Origin of the sequence: Pseudoalteromonas sp. K222D (assembly GCF_017653575.1) — a bacterium.
GTDB classification, from domain to species: Bacteria; Pseudomonadota; Gammaproteobacteria; order Enterobacterales; family Alteromonadaceae; genus Pseudoalteromonas; species Pseudoalteromonas nigrifaciens.
Window position 1 is genome coordinate 1 of the sequence record NZ_JAGGDL010000047.1, and the last position, 25,312, is coordinate 25,312.

At 40.4% G+C, this 25,312-nt stretch carries 22 protein-coding genes; 17 read left to right on the forward strand and 5 right to left on the reverse strand.

Annotated features, from left to right (window positions below):
* Positions 1 to 724 precede the first annotated feature (724 nt).
* The 4 genes from rnk to J5X91_RS16035 form a co-directional block, all read right to left on the reverse strand.
* A complete protein-coding gene (gene rnk, locus J5X91_RS16020) occupies positions 725 to 1,138 on the reverse strand; it encodes a nucleoside diphosphate kinase regulator (protein ID WP_041454318.1) in 414 nt (137 codons plus the stop codon).
* 231 nt (positions 1,139 to 1,369) lie between these two features.
* Positions 1,370 to 3,013, reverse strand: a complete 1,644-nt coding sequence (gene groL / locus J5X91_RS16025) for a chaperonin GroEL (protein ID WP_208835226.1) — start codon at positions 3,011 to 3,013, stop codon at positions 1,370 to 1,372.
* A gap of 48 nt (positions 3,014 to 3,061) precedes the next feature.
* Entirely contained in the window at positions 3,062 to 3,349 is a 288-nt protein-coding gene (locus tag J5X91_RS16030; protein ID WP_011326973.1) for a co-chaperone GroES, read from the reverse strand.
* Between the two features lie 107 nt (positions 3,350 to 3,456).
* Positions 3,457 to 3,933 carry an FxsA family protein gene (locus J5X91_RS16035; protein ID WP_011326974.1) on the reverse strand — a complete coding sequence of 159 codons (477 nt, stop codon included), beginning with the start codon at positions 3,931 to 3,933 and terminating at the stop codon, positions 3,457 to 3,459.
* A gap of 178 nt (positions 3,934 to 4,111) precedes the next feature.
* On the opposite strand from J5X91_RS16035, the gene cutA reads away from it, so the two are divergent.
* The 15 genes from cutA to J5X91_RS16110 all read left to right on the forward strand — a co-directional run bounded on the left by cutA (position 4,112) and on the right by J5X91_RS16110 (position 19,914).
* Positions 4,112 to 4,432 carry a divalent-cation tolerance protein CutA gene (cutA, locus tag J5X91_RS16040; RefSeq protein WP_011326975.1) on the forward strand — a complete coding sequence of 107 codons (321 nt, stop codon included), beginning with the start codon at positions 4,112 to 4,114 and terminating at the stop codon, positions 4,430 to 4,432.
* Positions 4,432 to 6,243, forward strand: a complete 1,812-nt coding sequence (locus J5X91_RS16045; protein WP_208835227.1) for a protein-disulfide reductase DsbD — start codon at positions 4,432 to 4,434, stop codon at positions 6,241 to 6,243. Before cutA ends, J5X91_RS16045 begins: the two co-directional genes overlap by 1 nt.
* A 226-nt stretch (positions 6,244 to 6,469) precedes the next feature.
* Positions 6,470 to 6,922, forward strand: a complete 453-nt coding sequence (gene aroQ, locus J5X91_RS16050; protein ID WP_011326977.1) for a type II 3-dehydroquinate dehydratase — start codon at positions 6,470 to 6,472, stop codon at positions 6,920 to 6,922.
* 33 nt (positions 6,923 to 6,955) lie between these two features.
* Positions 6,956 to 7,420, forward strand: a complete 465-nt coding sequence (gene accB, locus J5X91_RS16055; RefSeq protein WP_011326978.1) for an acetyl-CoA carboxylase biotin carboxyl carrier protein — start codon at positions 6,956 to 6,958, stop codon at positions 7,418 to 7,420.
* Positions 7,421 to 7,446: 26 nt separating this feature from the next.
* Complete coding sequence (accC, locus tag J5X91_RS16060) at positions 7,447 to 8,787, forward strand: acetyl-CoA carboxylase biotin carboxylase subunit (RefSeq protein WP_011326979.1); 1,341 nt, start codon at positions 7,447 to 7,449, stop codon at positions 8,785 to 8,787.
* Positions 8,788 to 8,917: 130 nt separating this feature from the next.
* A complete protein-coding gene (tsaE, locus tag J5X91_RS16065; protein ID WP_011326980.1) occupies positions 8,918 to 9,394 on the forward strand; it encodes a tRNA (adenosine(37)-N6)-threonylcarbamoyltransferase complex ATPase subunit type 1 TsaE in 477 nt (158 codons plus the stop codon).
* Between the two features lie 52 nt (positions 9,395 to 9,446).
* On the forward strand, positions 9,447 to 10,790 hold the full coding sequence (locus tag J5X91_RS16070) for an N-acetylmuramoyl-L-alanine amidase (protein WP_041454319.1): 1,344 nt from the start codon (positions 9,447 to 9,449) through the stop codon (positions 10,788 to 10,790).
* 37 nt (positions 10,791 to 10,827) lie between these two features.
* Positions 10,828 to 12,684, forward strand: a complete 1,857-nt coding sequence (gene mutL / locus J5X91_RS16075) for a DNA mismatch repair endonuclease MutL (protein WP_208835228.1) — start codon at positions 10,828 to 10,830, stop codon at positions 12,682 to 12,684.
* 10 nt (positions 12,685 to 12,694) lie between these two features.
* A complete protein-coding gene (gene miaA, locus J5X91_RS16080; protein ID WP_208835229.1) occupies positions 12,695 to 13,612 on the forward strand; it encodes a tRNA (adenosine(37)-N6)-dimethylallyltransferase MiaA in 918 nt (305 codons plus the stop codon).
* 81 nt (positions 13,613 to 13,693) lie between these two features.
* A complete protein-coding gene (hfq, locus tag J5X91_RS16085) occupies positions 13,694 to 13,957 on the forward strand; it encodes an RNA chaperone Hfq (RefSeq protein ID WP_011326984.1) in 264 nt (87 codons plus the stop codon).
* Between the two features lie 16 nt (positions 13,958 to 13,973).
* On the forward strand, positions 13,974 to 15,263 hold the full coding sequence (hflX, locus tag J5X91_RS16090) for a ribosome rescue GTPase HflX (RefSeq protein ID WP_179807602.1): 1,290 nt from the start codon (positions 13,974 to 13,976) through the stop codon (positions 15,261 to 15,263).
* A 101-nt stretch (positions 15,264 to 15,364) separates the two neighbouring features.
* A complete protein-coding gene (gene hflK / locus J5X91_RS16095; RefSeq protein WP_179807603.1) occupies positions 15,365 to 16,534 on the forward strand; it encodes an FtsH protease activity modulator HflK in 1,170 nt (389 codons plus the stop codon).
* A gap of 5 nt (positions 16,535 to 16,539) precedes the next feature.
* A complete protein-coding gene (gene hflC, locus J5X91_RS16100; protein WP_011326987.1) occupies positions 16,540 to 17,418 on the forward strand; it encodes a protease modulator HflC in 879 nt (292 codons plus the stop codon).
* A 212-nt stretch (positions 17,419 to 17,630) separates the two neighbouring features.
* Positions 17,631 to 18,944 carry an adenylosuccinate synthase gene (locus tag J5X91_RS16105; RefSeq protein ID WP_011326988.1) on the forward strand — a complete coding sequence of 438 codons (1,314 nt, stop codon included), beginning with the start codon at positions 17,631 to 17,633 and terminating at the stop codon, positions 18,942 to 18,944.
* A gap of 331 nt (positions 18,945 to 19,275) precedes the next feature.
* Positions 19,276 to 19,914 carry a tetratricopeptide repeat protein gene (locus tag J5X91_RS16110; protein WP_193038830.1) on the forward strand — a complete coding sequence of 213 codons (639 nt, stop codon included), beginning with the start codon at positions 19,276 to 19,278 and terminating at the stop codon, positions 19,912 to 19,914.
* An 80-nt stretch (positions 19,915 to 19,994) separates the two neighbouring features.
* On the opposite strand, the gene J5X91_RS16115 is transcribed toward J5X91_RS16110, so the two are convergent.
* Positions 19,995 to 21,842 carry a sodium:proton antiporter gene (locus J5X91_RS16115; protein ID WP_058372400.1) on the reverse strand — a complete coding sequence of 616 codons (1,848 nt, stop codon included), beginning with the start codon at positions 21,840 to 21,842 and terminating at the stop codon, positions 19,995 to 19,997.
* 863 nt (positions 21,843 to 22,705) lie between these two features.
* On the opposite strand from J5X91_RS16115, the gene proB reads away from it, so the two are divergent.
* Positions 22,706 to 23,812, forward strand: a complete 1,107-nt coding sequence (gene proB / locus J5X91_RS16120) for a glutamate 5-kinase (RefSeq protein WP_011326992.1) — start codon at positions 22,706 to 22,708, stop codon at positions 23,810 to 23,812.
* Positions 23,809 to 25,056 carry a glutamate-5-semialdehyde dehydrogenase gene (locus J5X91_RS16125; RefSeq protein ID WP_208835230.1) on the forward strand — a complete coding sequence of 416 codons (1,248 nt, stop codon included), beginning with the start codon at positions 23,809 to 23,811 and terminating at the stop codon, positions 25,054 to 25,056. Before proB ends, J5X91_RS16125 begins: the two co-directional genes overlap by 4 nt.
* Positions 25,057 to 25,312: the final 256 nt, after the last annotated feature.

Here is a 25,312-nt window from a genome sequence, read left to right on the forward strand (position 1 = left end):
AAACAGCGCCGATGATAGTGTAGCATTTGCTATGTGAAAGTAGGACATTGCCAGGCTCCAAATTGTAGAAAGCCCGAATTTAACGATTCGGGCTTTTTTACGTCTGCAGGAAAGTGAGGTTCGTATAATTAATGGACACTCATCCAACACCTAACACGTAGGTCGGGCGAGCGCAGCGACTCCCGACGATAAAAGAGCATCAAAAATAGCTAGATTGTTGCTTTTCTACTGCGTAGTGCATCGATAGCAAATGCTATTTATTAAGTGAGTATATTTATCCATGCTAATACTTGCTCAGCTGGATTAAGCTATGGCAAATATGGAGGTAAGAGTATCATTGGCAGGTTTTACATATCTATCAATATATTTCCATATGGGTGACTAGCAATGGCCACTGGGTGCTGTCCGGATGGCATAGCATCTGTGGTAATTAGCAAGTGTTGCCGTATTATATCCTTAGTGAGGTGGGAGCTATAATTGCCTCAGTTTTACCTACGACAAGCAATTTATCGAGTTTAGTGGCCTGCACTAATTATAAATTAGAATATTTAATGGGTTGCTGGAATTAACTCCCGGTTATTATCACGCTTAACAGTTAGTAAATTTATGGAAGTGATATTGTGAAATGATTTGAGCTAAAATGATAGCGCAAACTAAAAACCCAACATGAGCTGGGTTTTTAATTAATTTAATGCGCTAGGAGCTACTTATTAGCTTCGTTAAATTATCTATGTAGTTCGCCGACTCTTTCAGGTTGGTAGGTTACTTCTTTTATTTTTACTTTTATTAAACCTCCACCAGGCTTAGGCCATTCAATTTCATCTCCTTGTGATAGCCCAAGTAAAGCGCCTCCTATAGGGGCTAAAATTGATATTTTTTGGCCGCTAGCGTCAAGATCTTTCGGGTAGACAAGAGTTAAATTAAATTCTTCTTTTGAAGATTCTACAACAAAATTTACCGTCGAATTCATGGTAACTATAGTTGCTGGAACGTCTTTAGGATCAACTATAGTTGCTCGTCCTAATTCTGCTTCAAGTTCTTTTTCACCCGCAAAACTGTTTGCTGGCAATGATTCGATTAAATCATATAGTCTATCTGCATCTAATGATGAGATGATTATTTCAGGTCTTTTATTCAACTCAATATCCTTAATAATGTTTATGTAAATAAAACTTACTCTGAGTATGATTCGGCATAAGCTTAATTGCACTAGAATACGTTGAAGTAATTTTTATTTGCAACTCAATAATCAACTATCTTAAGCAATAGTACTTAAGTGACTAAGAGTATAGTTAGTTTTTTATTTTTTCTATAACATTAAAAACCCAGCCGAGGCTGGGTTTTTTTAACCGGGAGGTTTAGGTGGGGTTTACATCATACCGCCCATTCCACCCATACCGCCCATGCCACCCATATCAGGAGCGCTATCATCTTTAGGGATTTCAGCTACCATAGCTTCGGTAGTGATCATTAGACCCGCAATAGACCCTGCAAATTGTAGTGCAGAGCGTGTTACTTTAGTTGGATCTAGGATACCCATTTCAATCATGTCATTGTATTCGCCAGTAGCAGCATTGTAACCAAAATTACCTGAACCTGCTTTAACTGCGTTAATTACAACTGAAGCTTCGTCACCTGCGTTTGTTACGATTTGACGAAGTGGCGCTTCCATTGCACGAAGTGCAACTTTAATACCGTGGTTTTGATCTTCGTTGTCGCCAACTAAATCAACCAGCTTACTTGCTGCACGAACTAGTGCAACGCCGCCGCCAGGTACTACACCTTCTTCAACCGCTGCACGAGTTGCATTTAATGCATCTTCAACGCGGTCTTTTTTCTCTTTCATTTCCATTTCAGTCGCAGCACCAACTTTGATTACTGCAACACCGCCAGCTAGTTTAGCCATGCGCTCTTGTAGTTTCTCTTTATCGTAGTCTGATGTTGCTTCTTCAATTTGTGCTTTAATTTGTGAAACACGACCGTTAATACCTGCTTCTTCGCCAGCACCATCAATGATAGTTGTATCATCTTTAGTGATAATTACGCGCTTAGCTGTACCTAGGTCTTCAACTGTTGCTTTTTCAAGCTCAAGGCCGATTTCTTCTGAAATCACAGTACCGCCAGTTAATACAGCGATATCTTGTAGCATTGCTTTACGACGGTCGCCAAAACCAGGAGCTTTCACTGCTGATACTTTAACAATACCGCGCATGTTATTAACTACTAATGTAGCGAGTGCTTCGCCTTCAAGGTCTTCTGCGATGATTAGTAGTGGTTTGCTTGCTTTAGCAACTGCTTCTAATGTTGGTAATAATTCGCGAATGTTAGATATTTTTTTATCTACAAGTAGAATAAATGGGTTATCTAGTTCAACAGTACCTTTTTCTGCGCTGTTAATAAAGTAAGGAGATAGGTAACCACGGTCAAACTGCATGCCTTCAACAACATCGAGTTCGTTTTCTAGTGATTGACCTTCTTCTACAGTAATAACACCACTGTTACGGCCTACTTTTTCCATTGCTTGTGCAATGATGTCGCCAATCTCTTTATCAGAGTTAGCTGAAATAGTACCTACTTGTGCAATTGCTTTAGTGTCAGAGCATGGAACAGATAACGCTTTAAGCTCTGCAACAGCAGCAATTACTGCTTTGTCGATGCCGCGCTTAAGGTCCATTGGGTTCATGCCTGCTGCAACAGCTTTAAGGCCTTCGTTTACAATAGACTGTGCAAGTACTGTAGCGGTAGTTGTACCATCGCCGGCTGCATCGTTAGCTTTAGATGCAACTTCTTTAACCATTTGTGCGCCCATGTTTTCAAACTTGTCTTCAAGTTCGATTTCTTTTGCTACAGATACACCATCTTTAGTGATAACTGGAGAGCCAAATGATTTATCTAGTACAACGTTACGGCCTTTAGGACCTAATGTAACTTTTACTGCGTTTGCCAGGATGTTTACGCCAGTTAGCATTTTAGCGCGTGCGTCACCTGCAAAAAGTACTTCTTTTGCTGCCATGTTTTAAATTCCTCTAAATTCTTAAATGTTTATAAACGAAAAGTAGGTTTAGCCTACAATGCCTAAAATATTATCTTCACGCATGATCAGGTACTCTTGACCTTCGATCTTTTCAACTTTCTCAACATATGAGCCAAATAACACAGTGTCACCGGCTTTAACTTCTAATGCTCTAACATCACCGCTTTCTAAAATGCGACCATTACCAACGGCAACAACTTCTCCGCGGGTTGATTTTTCAGCTGCAGAGCCAGTTAATACAATACCGCCAGCAGATTTTGTTTCTTCTTCTAGACGCTTAACGATCACGCGATCATGTAAAGGACGAATATTCATTTATTTAGTTCTCCTAACAGTTTCTGCGAAGGGCAGAAAAAAGCTTATATTGGTTGCATTCAATAATGGGGGTGTTACGCCAAAATCCAAGCGTAAAATTAAAAAAATTAATCTTTTCGTTCAAACTCACCATCTATGATGGTCGGTTTGTTCACTTGATGAGGATCTGCCTCAGTTTGACTGTGCTGGGTAAATGGTGAACCACCTTGTTGCATACCTGCACTCATACGTACAGTAGCTTGGCTAGCAAGGCCGGCTGCCAGTTTGTTGCGAATTACTGGCGTTAATAATAGTAGCCCAAAAACGTCGGTCATAATGCCAGGCGTTAACAATAATACGCCAGCTATAATAACGCATATACCAGTAAATAATTCTTTCGCAGGCATTTGCCCTTCGGCCATTTGAGTTTGTGCTTTTTGTAGCGCGCTCATACCTTGTTGTTTTACCATTTTTGCGCCTAAAATCGCGGTAATAATTACTAGCGCAATTGTCGAAAAACCACCTATTACCTCGCTTACTTGTATAAGTAAGGCGATTTCAATAATAGGAATAATGATAAACAACACAAATAAAAATCTAAACATAAAGCTCTCTAAATAATGAAACTCAAAAGAGTTGATGAAATATAAGTGAGGGTGGAGCGGTCTAATTTCAAGGATACAGTAAGCGCTATTACTATTTTTTGCAGTTATAGCACCTACACATTACATACGCTATCAGATACTATGCTTACAGACATTATTAAACACATAAAGGTTCATTATGGCGGCGCAATTTAAACTTATTTTTACTACCTGCAAAGATGAAAATGAAGCAAGAGAGCTGGCAAAAGCATTAGTTGAGAGAAAACTGGCTGCATGTGTGAATATTCTACCAAAGGTAGCTTCTATTTATATATGGGAAGGTGAAGTAGTTGAGGCAACCGAAGCTAAACTATTGATCAAAACAAAGTTAGATAAAATGAACGATGTATTTTTAACTATTAAAGCATTACACAGCTACGAAGTGCCAGAGATCCAGGTTGTTGATGTGGCAACGGGTAACCTAGCTTATTTTAATTGGATGGATGAGGTACTTAATTAATGCGTTTTTTCTTTTTGTTACTGGTTGCATTATTAGCGGCTCCAGCTAAGGCTAATAATATACTTGGTGATTTACTTGCACCTCCACAACAAACCTTTTTACAAGTAGACCAAGCATTTGTATTTGATTTTGATCAGCAAGATAATACTTTATTTATAGGCTGGGATATTGCACCTGAATACTACTTATATAAAAATAAAATAGAGATTATTGCCAAAGGCGCGAATATAGAAGTAGGCGACTTAGGTAATGGAGAAGTTATCGAAGATGAGTTCTTTGGTAAAACAGAAGTTTTTTTTAATGCACTTAGTATTGTTAGTAAGCTCAGTAATGTAACTGAGGGAGCAGTAGTAAAAGTGCGTTACCAAGGTTGTGCTGAAGCTGGGTTATGTTACCCACCTGAAGTTATTAGTATTCCGCTAAACAAAATTGCCGGTGAACAGCTGCAAAATGCTGATGATGCTACGCACAGTGCAACCTCTGCAAACGCATTTACAGCATTAAGTCAGGCTAATGCGCCGACAAGCAATGCGCCTAAAAAAGATCTGACCTTTACCGAGCAGTTAGCAAGCCAAGGGCTAATTACTAATTTACTGATATTTTTTGTTGTTGGTGTTGGCCTGGCTTTTACACCGTGTGTATTTCCAATGTTTCCAATTTTGTCGAGCTTAATTGCTGGGCAAAAAAATCTCTCAACTAAAAAAGCCTTCGCGTTATCATTTGTATATATTCAAGGTATGGCAGTGACCTACGCGGCATTAGGTTTGGTTGTGGCCGCACTTGGCGGGCAAGTTCAAGGTTATTTGCAGCACCCTTATGTACTTATTAGCTTTAGTTTATTGTTTGTATTATTAGCAATGTCGATGTTTGGTTGGTACGAAATAAAGCTACCAAGTGGCATGATGAACAAGTTAACCCAAGTAAGTAATAACCAAAAAGGTGGCAACTACGTTGGTGTGTTTTTAATGGGCGTATTATCGGGCTTGATTGCCTCGCCTTGCACCACCGCACCTTTGTCAGCGGCGCTATTGTTTGTAGCACAAAGTGGCGACTATTTAGTGGGGGGATTAACGCTTTATGTACTGAGTTTAGGGATGGGACTGCCATTATTGCTACTCGGTACATCGGGCGGAAAGCTATTGCCTAAAGCCGGTGGCTGGATGGAACAAGTTAAAACCCTATTTGGCTTTATTATGCTAGTTGTGCCACTTATATTACTTGAGCGCCTTTTAGATGCCGATGTTATTTTATTAATGGCGGGAGTATTAGCCTTGGCAACCGCGCTTTACTTGCATCACTGGCAAAGTAGCCAAACACAAGGAAAATTAAAAACAGCACTGTGGTTTGCTGCAACGTTACTCGTTGTTAGTGGCTTTAACTTAACTAAAAATTATTTTTGGCCAGTACACATGCAAACAATGCAAGTAAGTGCGCAAAGTAATGAGTTTAAGCAAGTAGCCAATTTAACTGAGTTAAAAGCAGCCGTTGCTCACGCTAATGAGCAAGGCCGACTGGTTATGGTCGACTTATATGCTGATTGGTGTATTGCGTGTAAAGAATTTGAGCATTACACCTTTCCCGATGCAAAAGTGCAAAATGAGTTTAGTCACTTTGAGCTAATTCAAGTCGATTTAACCGATAGCGATAACAAAACAATCGAGCTAATGGAAGAATATACGGTGTTTGGTTTACCGAGTATTTTGTTTTTTAATACCCAAGGAGAGGAGCTAAGTGCACAACGTGTTACCGGCTTTTTGACTGCTGGAGATTTTGCTCAGCACCTATCTACAGTACGCGCCAGCGTAAAGTAGCAATATAATAGCCCCCCATAATTTAAAGGTGGGGCTATTACTACTGCCTCAATGCTTGTACCCAATACAGAGATAAGACCAGTATTTTGCTGTTATTTACGTCGAAATCACTATAATAGTTGGTTAACGTGAGAAATTGTTGTTATCTTATTTTTTATACTCACATTTTTGTAAAAAATTAGCTAACGACTGCTTAACTCATTACTTATAGGATATATCGCGTATTATGGCTGCAAAATTCAAGCTTTTAGTTATAAATGGCCCAAATTTAAATATGCTAGGTAAACGTGAGCCAGATAAATACGGTTCACGTACGCTAAGCGAAATTATGAGCGAACTAACATGTGCCGCTGATAGTTTAAATGTTGAGTTAACGCACTTCCAAAGTAATAGTGAGCAAGCACTGATAGAGCGTATTCACGATACTTGGCAAGCGATTGATTACATAATTATTAATCCTGCTGCATTTACGCATACGAGCGTCGCATTACGTGATGCATTGTTAAGTGTTGATATTCCGTTTTTTGAAGTGCATTTAAGCAACGTGCACGCACGTGAAGCGTTTCGCCATCATTCGTATTTTTCTGATGTGGCGCAAGGCGTAATATGTGGATTAGGTGCAATGGGTTATCACGCAGCGCTTGAAGCTGCAGTAAACCAATTGCAAAACTCAAATTAATTTTAAACACACAAACTAATAGGCGGGCCGTTTATGGATATTCGCAAGATCAAAAAACTTATTGAATTAGTAGAAGAGTCAGGTATTGCTGAGCTAGAAATCACTGAAGGTGAAGAGTCAGTACGTATAAATCGTAATAACATGAGTGCAGGCCCAGGCTATGCTCAGTTTGCGCCACAGCAATATGCACCAGCACCAGTTGCCGCTCCAGTTGCTGCAGCTCCTGCAGCAGCAGTTGAAGCCGCTGCTCCAGCAGCCTCTACAGGTCATCAAGTTAAATCACCTATGGTTGGCTCATTCTACGCTGCAGCTTCACCAGAAGCGCCAGCATACGTAGAAGTTGGTTCTCAAGTTAAAGTTGGCGATACATTATGTATCATCGAAGCAATGAAAATGATGAACCAAATTGAGTCAGACAAAGCTGGTACAGTAAAAGCTATTTTAGCTGAAAATGGCGAGCCAATAGAATTTGATCAACCTTTATTCATCATTGAATAATAGCGCAACCTAAAAGGCCAACTCTAATGTTAGATAAAGTAGTCATTGCAAACCGAGGTGAAATTGCACTTCGTATATTGCGCGCCTGCAAAGAGCTTGGGATCAAAACGGTTGCTGTGCATTCAACGGCAGATCGCGATCTTAAGCATGTATTGCTTGCAGATGAAACCATCTGTATTGGTAAACCAGCAGCAACAGAAAGTTATTTAGATATTCCGCGTATTATTGCCGCGGCTGAAATAACTGACGCTGTAGCGATTCATCCTGGTTATGGTTTTCTTGCAGAAAATGCTGATTTTGCCGATCAAGTTGAGCAAAGTGGTTTTGTATTTATTGGTCCTACTGGCGATACAATTCGTCTTATGGGCGATAAAGTCTCTGCAATCGCAGCAATGCGTAAAGCCGGTGTTCCGTGTGTACCAGGCTCAGATGGTCCAGTATCAGATGACAAAGAGCGCAATATGCAAATTGCTAAGCGCATTGGTTATCCGGTAATCATTAAAGCCGCTGGTGGCGGTGGTGGTCGTGGTATGCGTGTTGTGCGCAGCGAAGCTGAACTGATTGATTCAATTGCATTAACCCAGCAAGAAGCGAAGCAGTTCTTTGGTAATGGTATGGTTTACATGGAGAAATACCTTGAAAACCCACGTCATATCGAAGTACAAATTTTAGCTGATGGCCAAGGTAATGCTGTGCATTTAGGTGAACGTGATTGTTCTATGCAGCGTCGTCACCAAAAAGTAGTTGAAGAAGCACCCGCTCCAGGAATTACAGCAGAAACACGTAAATTTATTGGTGAGCGCTGTACGCGTGCCTGTATTGAAATTGGTTATCGTGGAGCTGGTACGTTTGAGTTTTTATACGAAAACGGCGAGTTTTATTTTATCGAAATGAATACCCGTATTCAGGTTGAGCATACAATTACTGAAATGGTTACAGGTATTGATTTAGTTAAAGAACAGCTAAAAATTGCTGCTGGTCAGCCATTGTCGTTCACTCAAGATGATGTTGTTATTCGCGGCCATGCAATTGAATGTCGTATTAACGCAGAAGACCCAGAAACCTTTATTCCGTCACCGGGTAAAATTACACGTTTTCATCCTGCGGGTGGTTTAGGTATTCGTTGGGACAGCCATATTTATGCTGACTACACGGTTCCACCACATTACGATTCAATGATTGGTAAGCTAATTACTTACGGTGAAAACCGTGACGTAGCAATTGCTCGTGCACGTAACGCACTAAATGAATTAGTAATCGACGGTATTAAAACCAATACTCCGCTGCATAAAAGAATTCTTGCAGACGAAAACTTCCAAAATGGTGGGACTAATATCCACTATCTTGAGAAAAAATTGGGACTATAATTCCTCGTTAATAGAAACCGGCGCTTAGCCGGTTTTTTTATCTTTAAAAATTGGCTGTATCACCTTAAATAAATAATCTGGTATGATTAACAAATATGCGCTTTAATAAATTTTTGAGGTAAAGGTAATAATGTCACGTAGTTTTAAGTCTCACTTGAGTGATGATATTGCCACGGTAACAATGGGCAATCGAATTGCGGCTATTATAGAGCAAGGTGCGGTAATTTATTTACATGGCGATTTAGGCGCGGGTAAAACCACCTTTACACGTGGCATAGTGCAAGGTTTTGGCCATACAGGTAAGGTTAAAAGTCCAACGTATACCTTAGTAGAGCCATATGAGCTGGAGCGCGCTAATGTTTACCACTTTGATTTGTATCGTTTAGGCGATCCAGAAGAACTTGAATATATGGGAATACGCGATTACTTTTCAGCGCAAGCAATTTGTGTGGTTGAATGGCCAGAAAAAGGCGGAGAGTTTATTCCTGTGCCAGATTTAAATATTACCTTAAGCTATGTAGGCGATGAGCGAAATATCGTTATTAATAGTGCCAGTGAGCGTGGTAGCGTAATTATTGAAAAACTAAATAACTTAACCTCAGAGTAATAATATTGGTTATATAACAAATAATAAAATAGTTAAGGCAGTCACTATCAACATGAGTCGCGGTGTAATTAAACTCTTTATTTATCTTGTAGCTATCACTATGAGTTCGTCGCTATGGGCACAAAATACCATTAATAGTGTGCGCGTTTGGCCATCTCCCGATAGCACTCGGGTGGTATTTGATTTAACTGAAAAGCCTGACTTTAGTTATTTTATGCTTAAAAATCCTAGCCGTTTAGTGGTTGATTTAGAGCAAACACGGGAGCTTAAAGTGTTACCCGGTATTCCGCCTGAGCATCAAATTGTTAGTAAGCTTCGTTATTCTAAACCAAAAAATAAACACAGCGTGCGCTTTGTATTTGAATTGAGTGCCCCGGTAAAGCCTGTGGTTTTTGCATTAGCACCAACGGGCCCCTATAAAAACAGGTTGGTTGTTGATCTATATGATAAAAGTGAATCATCCACAGCAGTATCACCAGCGCAGACAGCGGCTAAAAACCGTCAATTAAGCCAAGAGCGCGATATTGTTATTGCGATTGACGCTGGTCACGGTGGCGAAGACCCTGGCTCAATTGGCCCATCGGGTACCTATGAAAAAACGATTACATTACAAATAGCTAAACGCTTAGAGAGGATGATTGACTCTGAGCGCGGGATGATTTCGCGTATGGTGCGCAGCGGCGATTACTTTGTAAAGCTCAATACCCGCACCAATCGTGCTCGTGAGAAAAAAGCTGATTTTTTTGTCTCTATTCATGCTGATGCATTTACGAGCCCAGGTCCAAATGGTGCCTCAGTGTGGGTGTTATCACTGCGCCGTGCTAACTCAGAAATAGGTAAATGGATTGAAGATAAAGAAAAACACTCTGAGCTTTTAGGTGGCGCGGCAGATGTAATAAAAGATGCCGCCAATGAAAAGTACTTAGCGCAAGCACTGCTTGATATGTCGATGGATCATTCGATGAAAACCGGTTTGAGCGTTGCTGATGAAGTAGTAAAAGAGCTGCGTAAGGTGGCAAAGTTACATAAAAAAGACCCTCAACATGCGAGTCTTGCAGTATTAAAGTCACCAGACATTCCTTCTATTTTAATCGAAACAGGGTTTATTTCTAATCCCCGTGAAGAAAAATTGCTAAAAAGTGCTAATCACCAAGAGCGTTTAGCCAAAGCTATATTTACTTCAATTAAAAATTATTATTTAAAAAATCCACCTGACGATTCTTTATTTGCCAAGTTAAAGTCGCAATATCCAACCAAGCATAAAGTTCGCCCGGGGGAGTCGTTAAGCATGTTAGCGAGTCGCTACGGCATAACTATAAACAAGTTAAAGCAGGCGAATAAATTAAGCTCTAATACCTTATTTATTGGCCAAGAACTCGATATACCGCAAAGTTAATTGCTTATCATTAGAGCCATGTTTGTTAGGAAGTTGAATGAGTATTGAAATACTACCCGCACGTTTAGCGAACCAAATTGCTGCAGGTGAAGTGGTCGAGCGCCCCGCGTCGGTGGTAAAAGAATTAGTAGAAAATAGCCTAGATGCTGGTGCTACACGCATTCAAATAGATATTGAGCGAGGTGGGCACAAACTAATTCGTATTCGTGACAATGGTGTGGGTATTGCTCAAGACGAGCTTACATTGGCGCTTTCTCGCCATGCAACCAGTAAATTGAAATCCCTCGATGATTTAGAAAATATTTGCTCACTAGGATTTAGAGGCGAAGCACTGGCGTCAATTAGTTCCGTTTCGCGCTTAACGCTAAGCTCAAAAACTAAACATCAAGAAGCCGCTTGGCAAGCATTTGCACAAGGTCGCGATATGGCTGTGCAAGTAAAACCAGTAGCGCACCCAGATGGCACCACCATAGAAGTAAAAGATTTATTTTTTAATACGCCAGCCCGGCGCAAATTTTTACGTACCGAAAAAACAGAGTTTAGCCATATTGATGAGCTTATAAAGCGCATTGCGCTGAGTCGATTTGATGTATCTATTACCCTTACTCATAATGAAAAAGTAGTCAGGCAGTACCGTGCTAAAACTGATCCTAGCCAAGCAATTGCCCGTGTAGCGCAAGTGGCGGGTAAAGCATTTGCTGAGCAAGGCTTGCATATTCAATCGGGCGAGGGGGGCTTGCAGCTCCATGGCTGGGTATTGCCGGTTGGTTCTGCTAACACCGTGCAGTATACCTATGTAAACAATCGTATGATGCGCGACAAGCTTATACTGCACGCTATTCGCCAAGCATTTGAAGAAGTAAGTGGTGCCCAAGAGTTACCCGGTTTTGTTATTTATATTGATATTGATCCTCGTCAAGTTGATGTAAATGTTCATCCGGCAAAACACGAAGTACGTTTTCATCAAGGGCGTTTAGTACACGACTTTATACTACAAGCAATTAAACAAGTTGTTGTGCCACTGCAAGGTGAGTTTACTAATGAGCCTTTAAATAACCTAGCCGATACGGCATTTAGTCAGACAGACACTGCGCATTCTCCCACTGGGAATTTTGAGTCGGGTGAGGTATTTGATTATCCTAAATCGCAATTGCAACCATCTCATAGTGTCAGTTCTGGCGGCGCTTCGCTAGGTTCGCGTAGTGCGGGAGGGAGTGGCGGCGCCTACAGAGCTGCACCTAGTACTAATCATCATGATATTAATGCTTTTTATCAGGGCGTGAGTGAGCAGCATGCCGCGCATTTTGACCAAGGTGCTCACGTATCTGTTGGGGTTAACCAGTCACACGCTGTGGAGCAGGCAGTTGCTTTAAAAACGGTTGCTATTATCAGCATCAACGAAGGCGTGTGTGTGTTTAGCAGCGAGCAGAAATTGTATTGCTCACATTTTAAATATGCATTAGTTGATGATTGGCATGAGCAAATAAAAGAGCAGGGCAGCTTAGAGGGCAAAGCGCTGTTGTTGCCAGTACGGGTTAATTTATCCAAGCAAGACTGTGAGCTAATAGCAGCGCAACAGTCTTGGTTTACGCTATTAGGTTTTGAGCTAATTATTGAAAAACAGTTTGTGATGGTTAAAAAACTTCCCGCGTGCTTATATTTATTAGACGTTACTAGCGCGGTTGAAAGCCTGCTGGAAGCGTGTAAAGCACCACTTGAAAACATAGAAAGCTGGTTGGCGTGGCAGATGCAGCACACACCAGCGCGTTTTTATTCCAGCAATATCTTTTTAGCGCAGCAAGCCCGCATGCAAAATAATCCGCAAACAATTGAACGTTTGCGTGTAAAAGCAGTTAAAATAGATATAGAGCACTATTTAACGCAATTAGATTAAGGTATTCGTGTTGAGTAATTTACCAGTCATATTTTTAATGGGTCCAACTGCAGCGGGTAAAACGGCGTTGGCAATTTCATTGTGCGAGTATTTAAATACCGAAATAATTAGTGTTGATTCAGCGTTAGTATATAAGGGTATGGATATTGGCACGGCTAAACCCGATGCATCAGAGTTAGCACGTGCCCCACATCACTTAATTGATTTACTTGACCCAAGTGAAACTTATTCAGTTGCTGATTTTAGACGTGATGCGATAATAAAAATAGATGAATTTCATCAGCAAGGTAAGGTGCCGGTATTAGTTGGCGGCACCATGTTGTACTTCAAGGCTCTGATTGATGGTTTATCACCACTGCCAGAAGCGAACGTGGAAATAAGAGCCGAACTTGAAGCGCAAGCTGCGCAATATGGCTGGCCACATTTGTATCAAGAACTGGTAAAAATAGACCCGCAAGCAGCGCAAAAAATGAGTGAAAACGATTCACAAAGAATTAATCGTGCTTTAGAGGTATACAAATTAACAGGTAAAACCATGACCGAGCTGCAAAAGCAAAAACAGCCGGTTTTACCTTATACTTTTCATCAATTTGCTATTGCGCCAACGCAGCGCAGTGAATTACATCAGCGAATTGAAAAAAGGTTTAAAATAATGCTCGAACAGGGGTTTGAAAATGAAGTTTCGACCCTATATCTACGTAAGGATTTACACCCCAATATGCCTTCTATTCGTTGTGTAGGTTATAGACAAATGTGGGATTACCTTGCGGGTGAAATTGACCATGATGAAATGGTATTTCGCGGCATTGCGGCTACACGTCAATTGGCTAAACGCCAATTAACTTGGTTAAGAAGCTGGCCTGATGTTACATGGTTAACAACGGGTGATGAAGAAAACTTGCATCGTGTAGTAAGTTCGCTAAGCTAGTAGTAGTTGAATAAAATTTAGCTTTGTTAAATAAGTTCAGCCACTTAATTATAATAACACCTAGAACGAAGGAATAATAACATGGCAAAAGGCCAATCGTTACAAGACCCATTTTTGAATGCACTACGCCGTGAGCGCATCCCAGTATCAATCTTTTTGGTTAATGGCATAAAATTACAAGGTAAAATTCAGTCATTTGATCAATTTGTTATTTTACTAGAAAACACCGTAAATCAAATGGTGTATAAACATGCAATTTCAACAGTTGTTCCTGCTCGTGCAGTTAATTTCCAAGGTGTTCAAGAAAATGACGACACTGAAGAACCTGAAGCTGGAAACATTTAAATTAGGAGCGTGATGCTTGTTTGACCGCTATAAATCTGGCGAACAGGCAGTTTTAGTTCATATTGACTTTCCTAAAGAGGGGGATCGCGAAGATCTTCACGAATTAGAATTGTTGGTATCTTCTGCTGGTGTTAGTAGTTTGGCGGTTGTGCAAGGCAGCCGTCAAGCACCACATCCGAAACTATTTGTCGGAACTGGTAAAGCAGAAGAAATAGCTGAGACTGTTAAAATCCACAATGCCGATGTCGTTATTTTTAATCATCAACTCAGACCGTCCCAAGAGCGTAACTTAGAACGCATTTTGCAATGTCGTGTGCTTGATAGAACCACCCTTATTCTTGATATATTTGCGCAACGTGCACGTACCCACGAAGGTAAGTTGCAAGTTGAACTGGCGCAATTGCGTCATATGTCCACGCGACTAATTCGTGGTTGGACGCATTTAGAGCGTCAAAAAGGGGGCGTGGGTTTACGTGGGCCAGGTGAAACACAGCTCGAAACCGATAGACGCTTATTGCGCGCCCGCCTGCAAAATATTCGTGCACGCCTAGATAAAGTTGCTGTACAGCGCGAGCAAGGTAGACGAGCTCGTAGCCGTAACGAAATACCAACTGTATCGTTAGTAGGGTATACTAACGCGGGTAAATCAACATTATTTAATCGTATTACAAACTCAGATGTTTATGCTGCAGATCAATTGTTTGCGACGCTTGACCCAACGTTACGAAAACTTGAGTTAGGCGATGTTGGTCCGGTTATTTTAGCCGATACTGTTGGCTTTATTCGCCATTTGCCGCATGACTTAGTGGCGGCATTTAAAGCGACGCTAACAGAAACGCGAGAAGCCGACTTACAGCTGCATGTTATTGATGTGGCAGATGCACGACTAAAAGAAAATATTGAACAAGTACAATCAGTACTCAAAGAAATTGAAGCTGATGAAGTACCGCAATTATTGGTTTATAACAAAATTGATGCGCTGGATGATATTACTGCGCGTATTGATCGCGATGATGAAGGCCAACCTATAAGGGTATGGCTTTCTGCTCAAACCGGCGAAGGTTGCGAGTTACTTAGCGAAGCTATTAGCGAATTACTTGCTAAACAAATGCTTAGCGAAACATTATTGCTCGCACCACAATATGGACGGTTAAGATCGTCGTTATTTAGTTTAAGTGCGGTAAGCGACGAGCGCTTTGATGAACAAGGTAACTGGCTGTTAGATGTTAGGTTACCTATAGTTGAGTGGAATCGTTTAATTAAAGAATTTGGTCCTGAAATTGCTGGTTTTATCGTCTGTGATTAAAAATTGATGTAATTAATGTCGGTTTTTGTATAAGAAACGCAGTAGATTTGTTAGATTTAACTCAATTTCCTTATTTATTTAGATAACAATGGAGTATAGCTATGGCCTGGAATGAACCGGGTAATAATGGCAATGATAAAGATCCGTGGAATAACAAAGGCGGACGAGATCAAGGCCCACCTGATTTAGACGAGGTGCTGCGTAAATTCAGTAACAAGTTTAGTGGCTTATTTGGCGGCAAAAAACCGGGCAATGGTAGCGGCGGTGGACTTGGCGGAGCCGGTATTTCATTTATACTTATAATTGCTGTAATTGTATGGGCACTCAGTGGTATTTATACCGTGAAAGAAGCTGAGCGTGGTGTGGTTCTTCAATTTGGTAAGTATGATCGTATTGCTGATCCTGGTCTGCGTTGGAAAATGACCTTTATTGAAACCATAATACCAGTAGATATTGAAGCTGTTCGTTCATTATCAACGTCTGGTTTTATGTTAACTGAAGACGAAAACGTAGTAAGCGTTGAGTTCCAAGTTCAATATCGTGTTATTGACCCATACTTGTATAAATTTAGTGTAACTAATGCTGATAGTAGCTTAGAAGAAGCACTAGAAAGTGCACTACGTTATGTAGTTGGCCATGCAAAAATGGACCAAGTACTGACAAACGGCCGTGAGGTTGTGCGCCAAAATACATGGGATGAGCTGAACAAGGTTATTGAACCTTATAACTTAGGTTTAATTGTGACTGACGTGAACTTTAAAGATTCTCGTCCACCGGCTGAAGTTAAAGATGCGTTTGATGATGCAATTGCTGCACAAGAAGATGAAGAGCGCTTTATCCGTGAAGCTGAAGCATATGCGCGTGAAATTGAACCTCGTGCTCGTGGTCAAGTTACACGTATGACTCAAGAAGCCGAAGGTTATCAAGAGCGTATTACACTTGAGGCACAAGGTGAAGTTGCTCGTTTTGAAAAGCTATTACCAGAATATCAAGCGGCTAAAACAGTAACTCGTGAACGTTTATACATTGATGCAATGCAAGAAGTATTAGGCAATAGCTCTAAAGTACTTGTTGATGTAAAAGGTGGCAACAACATGATGTACTTACCACTTGATAAAATTATGGAAAAGCAAGGCACAGCAACCCGTGTTGCACTTCCTAGCTCAAGTGATATTCAAGATTTACGTAACAAAGTAAATACGTCACGTAACAGCTCTGTTAATAGTGGTAATGACCGCTTTAACAACGATCGTTTTAATGATGGGAGATAACAATAATGAAAAACTTTAGTTTAGTCATACTATTAGCTGCCATTGTAATGTCTTTCTCGTCAGTTTTTGTTGTACCTGAAGGGCAAAAAGCAATTGTTTTGTTATTCAGTAAAGTACAAAAAGACAGTGATGATCAAGCCATAGTGTACAGCCCAGGCTTACAATTTAAAGTACCATTTTTTAGCCAAGTACGTCGTATTGATGCACGTATTCAAACGCTTGATGGTACACCAGACCGCTTTGTAACGAGCGAGAAAAAAGACTTAATTGTTGACTCGTTTGTAAAATGGCGTGTTAACGACTTTAGTGCTTTTTACTTGCGTGCTCGTGGCGATAAGCAATATGCTGAAACGCTGCTAGAACAAAAAGTAAATAACGGTCTACGTACTAACTTTGGTACGCGTACTATTCGTGAAATAGTGTCGGGTGAGCGTAGCGAGTTAATGGAAGAGGCGTTAGTACAAGCTTCAGAAAGTGCCCGCGAGCTAGGTATTGAAGTACTTGACGTGCGTGTTAAGCAAATAAACCTACCACAAGAAGTAAGTAGCTCGATTTATCAGCGTATGCGTGCAGAGCGTACTGCGGTTGCTAAAGAGCATCGTTCAGAGGGTCAAGAAAAAGCCGAAACTATTCGTGCTGGCGTTGATCGTCGTGTAACGGTAATGCTTGCCGATGCTGAGCGTAATTCACGTACAGTACGTGGTCAAGGTGATGCAGATGCAGCAGCTATTTATGCTAATGCGTACAATAAAGATCCTGAGTTTTTTAGTTTTGTTCGTTCGTTAGAGGCGTATAAACAAACCTTTAAAAACAAGCAAGACGTAATGGTTCTTTCACCAGATAGCGACTTCTTTAAATATATGAAAGGTGCTACTGCACAATAAAGCTAACCAATATATTTAAATCTTAAAAGCCTCGCGTTTAGTGGGGCTTTTTATTGAAACAGATTTAATGCATTAAACCACTGTTATCTATGTGGTTATTAGTTAATATTTATACATATAAATATACGAGCGGAAAATATAAGCTAAACGGGGTGAACTTTGGCTTTGTTTTCTGGTAAAATCTTGTCCTAATTTTTTTAAGTGAAGTTACAATGGGTAAAAACGTTGTTGTATTAGGCACCCAATGGGGTGACGAAGGTAAGGGTAAGGTAGTTGACCTCCTTACAGATAAAGCATCTTTAGTAGTTCGTTATCAAGGTGGGCACAATGCTGGCCATACCTTAGTGATCGACGGTGAAAAGACAGTTCTGCACCTTATTCCATCGGGTGTATTACGTGACAATGTTAAATGTGTGATTGGTAATGGTGTTGTATTATCACCAGAAGCGCTAATGAGAGAGATTGGCATGTTAGAAGCACGTGGCGTACCTGTACGCGAGCGTCTTTTAATCAGTGCTGCATGTCCATTAATTTTGCCTTTCCATGTTGCATTAGATGTAGCCCGTGAAACTGCACGTGGTGATAAGCCAATTGGTACAACTGGCCGTGGTATCGGTCCTGCGTACGAAGATAAAGTGGCACGTCGTGGTTTGCGCGTAGGGGATTTATTTAATCCTGAACTATTCGCAGCAAAACTAGAAGAAGTTCTTGAATACCATAACTTTACTTTAGTTAATTACTATAAAGTAGATGCTGTTGATTTTCAGAAAACCTTTGATGACGCAATGGCCGTTGCTGATATTTTAAAAGCGATGATTGTTGATGTTACTGAGCTTTTAGATCAAACGCGTTTAGCTGGCGACAACATTTTGTTTGAAGGCGCACAAGGTACGTTACTTGATATCGATCATGGTACTTACCCTTATGTAACGTCTTCTAACACTACAGCTGGTGGCGTTGCTACTGGTGCTGGTTTTGGCCCACTACACCTTGATTATGTGCTTGGTATTATTAAAGCATATACTACACGTGTTGGTTCAGGCCCTTTTCCTACAGAGCTTTACGACGGCCTTGATAAGCAAGACCCAGTTGGTAAGCACTTAGGCGATAAAGGCCATGAGTTTGGCGCAACCACTGGTCGACTTCGTCGTACTGGTTGGTTAGATGCCGTAGCAATGCGTCGTGCAGTGCAAATCAATAGTATTTCTGGTTTTTGTTTAACTAAGCTTGATGTTTTAGATGGCTTAGAAACACTTAAAATCTGTACTGGTTATAAGCTTGAAGATGGCACAGTTACTAACGTAACGCCATTAGCAGCTGAAGGTTACGAAAAAGTAACGCCAATATACGAAGAAATGCCTGGTTGGTCAGAAAATACTGTTGGTGTAACTAGCCTTGATGGTTTACCAAAAGCAGCGATTGATTACGTTAAGCGTATTGAAGAGCTCACAGGTGTTCCTGTTGATATTATTTCTACTGGTCCTGATCGTGTAGAAACTATGATACTTCGCAATCCGTTTGCGTAATATCAACTAGACTTGAAAAAAGCTGCTTAATGCAGCTTTTTTTATGTCTAAAAATAACAATAGAGTATAAATAACCTGAGATCCGGATAATAAACTTATCTCAAGCAGCTATTTTCAGCGCTAACTGCGTTGAATTTACTTGCAATAGGCCAGCTATTGACGCGTAAATTCGCCTTGTTTTCACTGAAAACCTCTGGCTAGAGAAAATAAAATTAAATATAACTATGATTCAATACGTTAGTAAACCTCTTAACTAGAGTTCAGGTTAAATATTAATTTTGGAACGATCTTTGTATAGTATTTAATAGGTTTATTTTTATAAGTGATAAAGATGCAGTTACTTTTTAGTCATTCAGTTTTGTTATTACCATTAATGACACTCTCTTTATTGATGAGCAGCAATAGCTTAGCAGAAGAAACGGCAGCAGCAGTGCCACTGTATACTGAGACTGAGTTAATTTCGCTAATTAATAAAAACACCCATTTAGCCCGGGTTAAGGCAGATGATTGCCAGTTAGTACAAGATATAGAAGCGCGAGCCAATAAAATGGCATTACCATCGTATCAGTTTTTATATGGCGATATGCTAGCCTATAACGTATGTGTTGATCGCGATGTAGAGTTAGGTGTGTACTATATGCAAAAAGCGGCTGAGCAGGGCTTAGCAGCGGCTTTAGAGCAGTTAGGGCGTTACTACGACATTGGGCGTTTGGTACAACAAGATAAAGCAATGGCAATCACTTATTTGCGTGAAGCGTCATCGCAGGGAAATTTAAAAGCGCAGTTTCGCTTAGTTAAGTTATTTAACCAAGGCTACGGCAGTCCACGCGACTTTGAAGATATGTATCGTTGGTTATTTAATGCCAAGGTTGCAGATGCCAATACACATAAAAAAATTGCGCATTTATTAGCTCAGTTAGCCGAAAAAATGCCAGCCAGCGTTGTGGCTCGTGCTCGCCTACCTATGTAAGCATATTGATATACCAAAAATACACTAAAAAGGCCTAACTCTTGCGAGTTAGGCCTTTTTATTAGTTTTTAATAAAAGTGTTAACTTTCTTCTTTAGCTTTTGCTTGTGAATCTTTTAGTAGTGATATTTTAGCCGGTTGCAAAGCAACAATGCGCTCACCTTCTTGCGGTGGTTTTTCCATATCACTGGTAAAGGGTCTAAGTTTAACTGGCGCATCGTCATCGCCATCTTTATCCCCTTTGAGAATAAACAGTGGAATTGCCTCTGGGTTCATTTCTTGATATTGCTCCCAGCTAAACTCATCAGAAATACGGGTAGCACTTACTTTACCGCCTTTCGCTATCACACTGCTTAAGCGTGCATAAGAGCCGTTTTCACCAAATAAAATTTGGCGCGATAAGAAAGTCGCGCTGTCTTTATTCGCTTTAGCATGCGATGAAGATGAGCGTAGCGAAAACACATTTTTATCATTAAGTAAGTGAGAAAAATACTGTACACCTAGCGCATTGTGATGGCGATTTGGTGACAGTGCCAACACACTACGAATAGTGGTTAAAGGCAAGTAACGCTCAGCATGTTCAGATTGCGGATTACCGTAGTAACAAGGCAAGCCATCCATACGGGCCATTTTACAGTTTTCCCATGCAGGGTCAGATAAATGCACAGGAATATTTTGATCTTTTAAGCCACGCGCAATAGCACGCGATACATGGTTTGCACCAATAATTAAAATGGTACTTGGTGATGGTTGACGTACACCAAGCAGTTTAGCTAAAGGGATGGCAGTTAGGCTTTGCAGCACCACGGTAATAATAATAACGGTAAATATGAGCGGCACCATTTTTTCTGCATCAGCAACACCAGCTTCCATCATGCTCAGCGCAAATACAGAACCAACAGCTGCGGCAACAATACCGCGTGGCGCAATCCAAGCGAGTACTAAGCGTGACTTCATTGGTAGGTCAGTACCAAAAGTCGATATTGCAATACACACAGGGCGAGCTATAAATAGCACGATAGCTAAAAATATAAAAACGTCGCTATCTAGCATCATTAAATCAGAGAGTTCTAACCTTGCTGCAAGTAAAATAAACAGTGTTGAGATTAAAATCATCGATAGATCTTCTTTAAACTCAAGCACCGAATCAATTTCTAAATCATCTTGGTTTGCAAGCCAAATACCAAATACAGTCACCGCTAATAAACCTGATTCATGGCTTAAGTGATTAGACACTGAAAAACTTATAAGCACTAGGGCTAAAATGCCAAACTTATGCAACTCAAATGGTAGCCACTCTCGGCGCATAAGTTGTGTAGTAAGCCAACCTGCAACAACACCAATTGTTAAGCCTACACCTAAGGTTTTAACTAGCGCGATAATGGTATGGCTAAATATTTGACCTTCGCCAACTAACATCACGGCTTCGAAAACTAATACGGCAAAAAGAGCACCAATAGGGTCTATAACAATGCCTTCCCAGCGTAGTATTCGGTCGATGTCTTGAGTTGGTCGCATAGAGTTTAGCAAAGGGGCAATAACAGTAGGACCCGTTACAACAAGTACAGCGCCGAGCACAGCAGCTACCCGCCAGTTAAGCTCTAATAGCCAATAGGCACTAAAGCTAATAATTATACACGTAGTGAGCATACCAATAGAGCACAGGTTTCTGACTACTTTACTGATGCCTTTTAATTCTCTGAAGTGCAGGGTGAGAGAGCCTTCAAATAAAATAATAGCAACGCTGAGTGACACAACAGGAAAGAGTAAATCGCCTAAAAGCGCGTCAGGATCTAGTACGCCAGTAAATGGCCCTAATAATAGTCCTGTAAGCAATAAAAACAGAATAGCAGGGACTCTAAACGCCCATGCGACCCACTGGGCAAGCACGGAGCAAAGTGCGATACCGGCTATATAAATTGCTGACATAGAATAAGAATTCCTTGTGAATATGATAGATAAAAGTATAACTTATGTTAATTATAATACAGGGGTATACACGGATAAGTTAAATTTTGCTAATAGAATTTTAGCTGTTTATCAGATATTACGGGTTTTAAAGTCTGTTATTTTATCAGTAATTTTAATAAATACCCTACAAAAAGGATTTAACTTTTTGATAATTAATATAAAAACAGTTCGAAAAACAAGCTGCATTTTACTTAGTTTGAATTTTAACCTTGATTTTACCTGCAGTTTTAGCGTATTATGCTTCGTGTTCAAACAATTAGTTGTCTAATTAAGTGGTTGTTTTAAAATAATAACTTATTAATATTAGAGTCACATTAAAGCGGTATAATACTGTTTTGTAGTGATTTAAGGGTTTGAGCAGTATAAATATCATTTACCGAACTCTTTGGTATGATTTTGCTAAACAAGTTTATTTAACTATTTAAATAAATAAAGGTTTGAGTTGAATTATTACCTTTCAATATTTAGCCCCCATCGTGGCGGTTAAATCTCGGTCCTTAAGTCATCACCCTATCTGTTGGTGTATCTGACTTAAGAGGCTCTATGTATGTTGTTAATAAAAAAGCCACACACAGCTTTTACAGCGATACATAAACAACACTTTTTAAATTTTTTGTTAGTACTATTCAACACCGTTGAGTTGTTGCTATTTAGTACTTGCGCTTAAATCTATAACAACAGTTTTAGATAGAGTCGCTTTGCGTGTGTAAAAAAGTGTTTTTAAATGATAAACCAAATTCGAAGCTATGTTTTAAACCTAGCTAACTAGTTTTAGCTCATCACATTGTATGAGCGCAAATAAAATGGAAAGTTGAACATTTATGAATAAGTTAAATTGGCGACGTATAGTACTTAAAGTAGGTAGTGCTTTAATTGCACCGGATCAAGATGGCTGCCGTTCACGTTACATATTAACCATTGCACAGTTTATTGTTCGCTGTCGCGCTCGTGGTATTGAAGTTATTTTAGTTTCGTCAGGCTCAGTTGCTGCGGGGGCACATTTGTTCCCATCAGATACAGCACGTTCAGTCGTGATGAAAAAAGCAATGGCTGCCGCAGGTCAAACAGAAATGATAGCAATGTGGGATAGGTTTTTTGACTTTCCATCAGCTCAATTATTATTAACCCACGGTGACTTACGTGATCATGAACGCTATCAAAGTATTCGCGAAACTGTATTTACTTTACTTGAGCACGGCGTGTTACCTATTATTAATGAAAATGATGCAGTAACAACCGATGATCTAAAAGTAGGTGATAACGATAACTTATCTGCTATGGTTGCAGCAGCAGCTGATGCAGACGCACTGCTTATATTTTCAGATGTGGATGGGTTATATGATAAAAACCCTAACTTGCATGACGATGCTATTTTACTGCCTGAAATAAAATCAATTGATGACTCTATTTATGCTATGGCAGGATGTGCAACTAGCGCAGTTGGTACAGGCGGTATGAAAACCAAAATTGAAGCGGCTGAAAAAGCAACCTCACATGGGATTTCAACTTATATTATTAACGGCTTTAAAGAAGAGACATTTACGCGTTTACTTGCAGGTGAAAACCCTGGGACTATTTTCTTACCATACGAAAAACCAATGCAAGATTCTGTACATTGGATGACGCACACTGCAAATGAGCAGGGTGAAGTTGTTGTAGATGGCTCGTTTGATAAGTCACTCGAAGGCGAAACAGGCTGTATTCGTGGCGATGAAATAATGGCCGTGCATGGCGAATTCGCAATTGGTGACACTATTTTAGTACGCAGTGAAGATGGTACGCGTTTAGCCAAAGCAACCGCAAATTATAGTAGCTGTTTGTTGAGCTTTATTGCTGACAACGAACAGAGTGAATTCAGCGAAAAAATGCAGGACTCAATTGGACCTGTTATATCTGAAAAACATATCGCATTATTGGAGAAGTCATGAGTTTAATTACGGATATTTCACGCCAGGCAGCAAAAGCTGCTCATCAGTTAGCGTTACTCGATACCGAGACAAAAAATAAAGTGCTATTGGACATGGCTGCAGCACTACGTGCAGAAAAAGCATTTATTATTAAAGAAAACGAAAGCGATTTAGCCGCGGCACGCGACAATAACTTAGCAGCAGCAATGGTTGACCGTTTAACGCTTAACGATGAACGTGTTGAAGCAATGGCTGAAGGCATCGAAGTGATAGTAAGCTTAGATGATCCGGTTGGTCAGCTACGCGATATTACCGAGCGTCCAAATGGCATTAAAATTCGTAAAATGCGCGTACCACTAGGCGTAGTTTGTATGATTTACGAAGCGCGCCCAAATGTAACCGCAGATGCGGGTGCATTGTGTTTTAAATCGGGTAATAGCGTTATTTTACGCGGCGGTAAAGAAGCACTAAAAAGCTCACAAGCAATTGCTAGCGTAATGCACAGCGTGCTAGCAAAGCATAATCTACCAGAGGCACTTATTTCGGTAATTCCTGACCCCGATCGTGGCTTATTAATGGAATTAATGCAGCAACGTGACAGCATTGATTTAATTATACCGCGTGGTGGTGAAGGGTTAATAAACTTTGTAACCGAAAACAGCACAATTCCAGTGATCCAACACTTTAAAGGTGTATGTCATTTATATGTTGATAAAGACGCCGACCTTGAAGTGGCAATTAACCTACTGCTTAATGGTAAAACGCAACGCACCGGCGTGTGTAATGCTTTAGAAGGCTTAGTTGTACATCAAGATATTGCCGATGAGTTTTTAAACTTGTGTGCGGTAGTGTTACGTCAAGAAGGCGTTAAAATTAATGCCGATAGCCAAGCAGCTTCGTATTTTGACAATGCAACAGTACTGGGCGACGATGAATTTGGTGAAGAGTATTTAGATTTAGAAATAGCCATTCGCGTGGTTCCAAGTTTTGCGGCAGCTGTAGAGCACATAGCGCAATTTGGTTCGCACCATACAGAAGTAATTTGTACTAAAAACGCTGCTACGGCAGAGTTATTCCAACGTAGTGTTGATGCTTCGGTAGTAACTGTTAACGCTTCATCGCGTTTTTCAGACGGTTCACAACTGGGCTTAGGTGCCGAGATTGGTATTGCAACGTCTAAGCTACATGCCTACGGACCTATGGGCCTTGAGTCACTAACTACTGAAAAGTATTTAGTTAATGGCGACGGTCAGATCCGCGAATAAACTTAGTTTATTCCAGGACAAAACATATTATGAATTTCAAAAGCCGAGCTGCAGCTCGGCTTTTTTGTGCAATAAACTAACTTAGGCTCTACTTCGCTAGCCAGTAAAATTAAAAAGCGTGCAATAGCGTTAGCTATATGGCGTATATTTGGGGGTTTAAATACAGAGTGAAACTTAAGGTGAACTACCCATCGACGCCACTCCGTGTCGATCAATGGGCTTCTACAGCCTTGACTTAGAGACTAGGCTGCTTCTT

What these genes read in the sequence shown, in the direction of transcription:
- J5X91_RS16030 (WP_011326973.1), bottom strand. Translation starts at nt 3,349, where the DNA reads ATGAATATTCGTCCTTTACATGATCGCGTGATCGTTAAGCGTCTAGAA.
- J5X91_RS16035 (WP_011326974.1), bottom strand. Translation starts at nt 3,933, where the DNA reads ATGTTTAGATTTTTATTTGTGTTGTTTATCATTATTCCTATTATTGAA.
- J5X91_RS16105 (WP_011326988.1), top strand. Translation starts at nt 17,631, where the DNA reads ATGGGTAAAAACGTTGTTGTATTAGGCACCCAATGGGGTGACGAAGGT.
- mutL (WP_208835228.1), top strand. Translation starts at nt 10,828, where the DNA reads ATGAGTATTGAAATACTACCCGCACGTTTAGCGAACCAAATTGCTGCA.
- hfq (WP_011326984.1), top strand. Translation starts at nt 13,694, where the DNA reads ATGGCAAAAGGCCAATCGTTACAAGACCCATTTTTGAATGCACTACGC.
- J5X91_RS16110 (WP_193038830.1), top strand. Translation starts at nt 19,276, where the DNA reads ATGCAGTTACTTTTTAGTCATTCAGTTTTGTTATTACCATTAATGACA.
- cutA (WP_011326975.1), top strand. Translation starts at nt 4,112, where the DNA reads ATGGCGGCGCAATTTAAACTTATTTTTACTACCTGCAAAGATGAAAAT.
- J5X91_RS16115 (WP_058372400.1), bottom strand. Translation starts at nt 21,842, where the DNA reads ATGTCAGCAATTTATATAGCCGGTATCGCACTTTGCTCCGTGCTTGCC.
- hflC (WP_011326987.1), top strand. Translation starts at nt 16,540, where the DNA reads ATGAAAAACTTTAGTTTAGTCATACTATTAGCTGCCATTGTAATGTCT.
- J5X91_RS16045 (WP_208835227.1), top strand. Translation starts at nt 4,432, where the DNA reads ATGCGTTTTTTCTTTTTGTTACTGGTTGCATTATTAGCGGCTCCAGCT.
- accB (WP_011326978.1), top strand. Translation starts at nt 6,956, where the DNA reads ATGGATATTCGCAAGATCAAAAAACTTATTGAATTAGTAGAAGAGTCA.
- accC (WP_011326979.1), top strand. Translation starts at nt 7,447, where the DNA reads ATGTTAGATAAAGTAGTCATTGCAAACCGAGGTGAAATTGCACTTCGT.
- J5X91_RS16070 (WP_041454319.1), top strand. Translation starts at nt 9,447, where the DNA reads ATGAGTCGCGGTGTAATTAAACTCTTTATTTATCTTGTAGCTATCACT.
- hflK (WP_179807603.1), top strand. Translation starts at nt 15,365, where the DNA reads ATGGCCTGGAATGAACCGGGTAATAATGGCAATGATAAAGATCCGTGG.
- aroQ (WP_011326977.1), top strand. Translation starts at nt 6,470, where the DNA reads ATGGCTGCAAAATTCAAGCTTTTAGTTATAAATGGCCCAAATTTAAAT.
- tsaE (WP_011326980.1), top strand. Translation starts at nt 8,918, where the DNA reads ATGTCACGTAGTTTTAAGTCTCACTTGAGTGATGATATTGCCACGGTA.
- proB (WP_011326992.1), top strand. Translation starts at nt 22,706, where the DNA reads ATGAATAAGTTAAATTGGCGACGTATAGTACTTAAAGTAGGTAGTGCT.
- J5X91_RS16125 (WP_208835230.1), top strand. Translation starts at nt 23,809, where the DNA reads ATGAGTTTAATTACGGATATTTCACGCCAGGCAGCAAAAGCTGCTCAT.
- groL (WP_208835226.1), bottom strand. Translation starts at nt 3,013, where the DNA reads ATGGCAGCAAAAGAAGTACTTTTTGCAGGTGACGCACGCGCTAAAATG.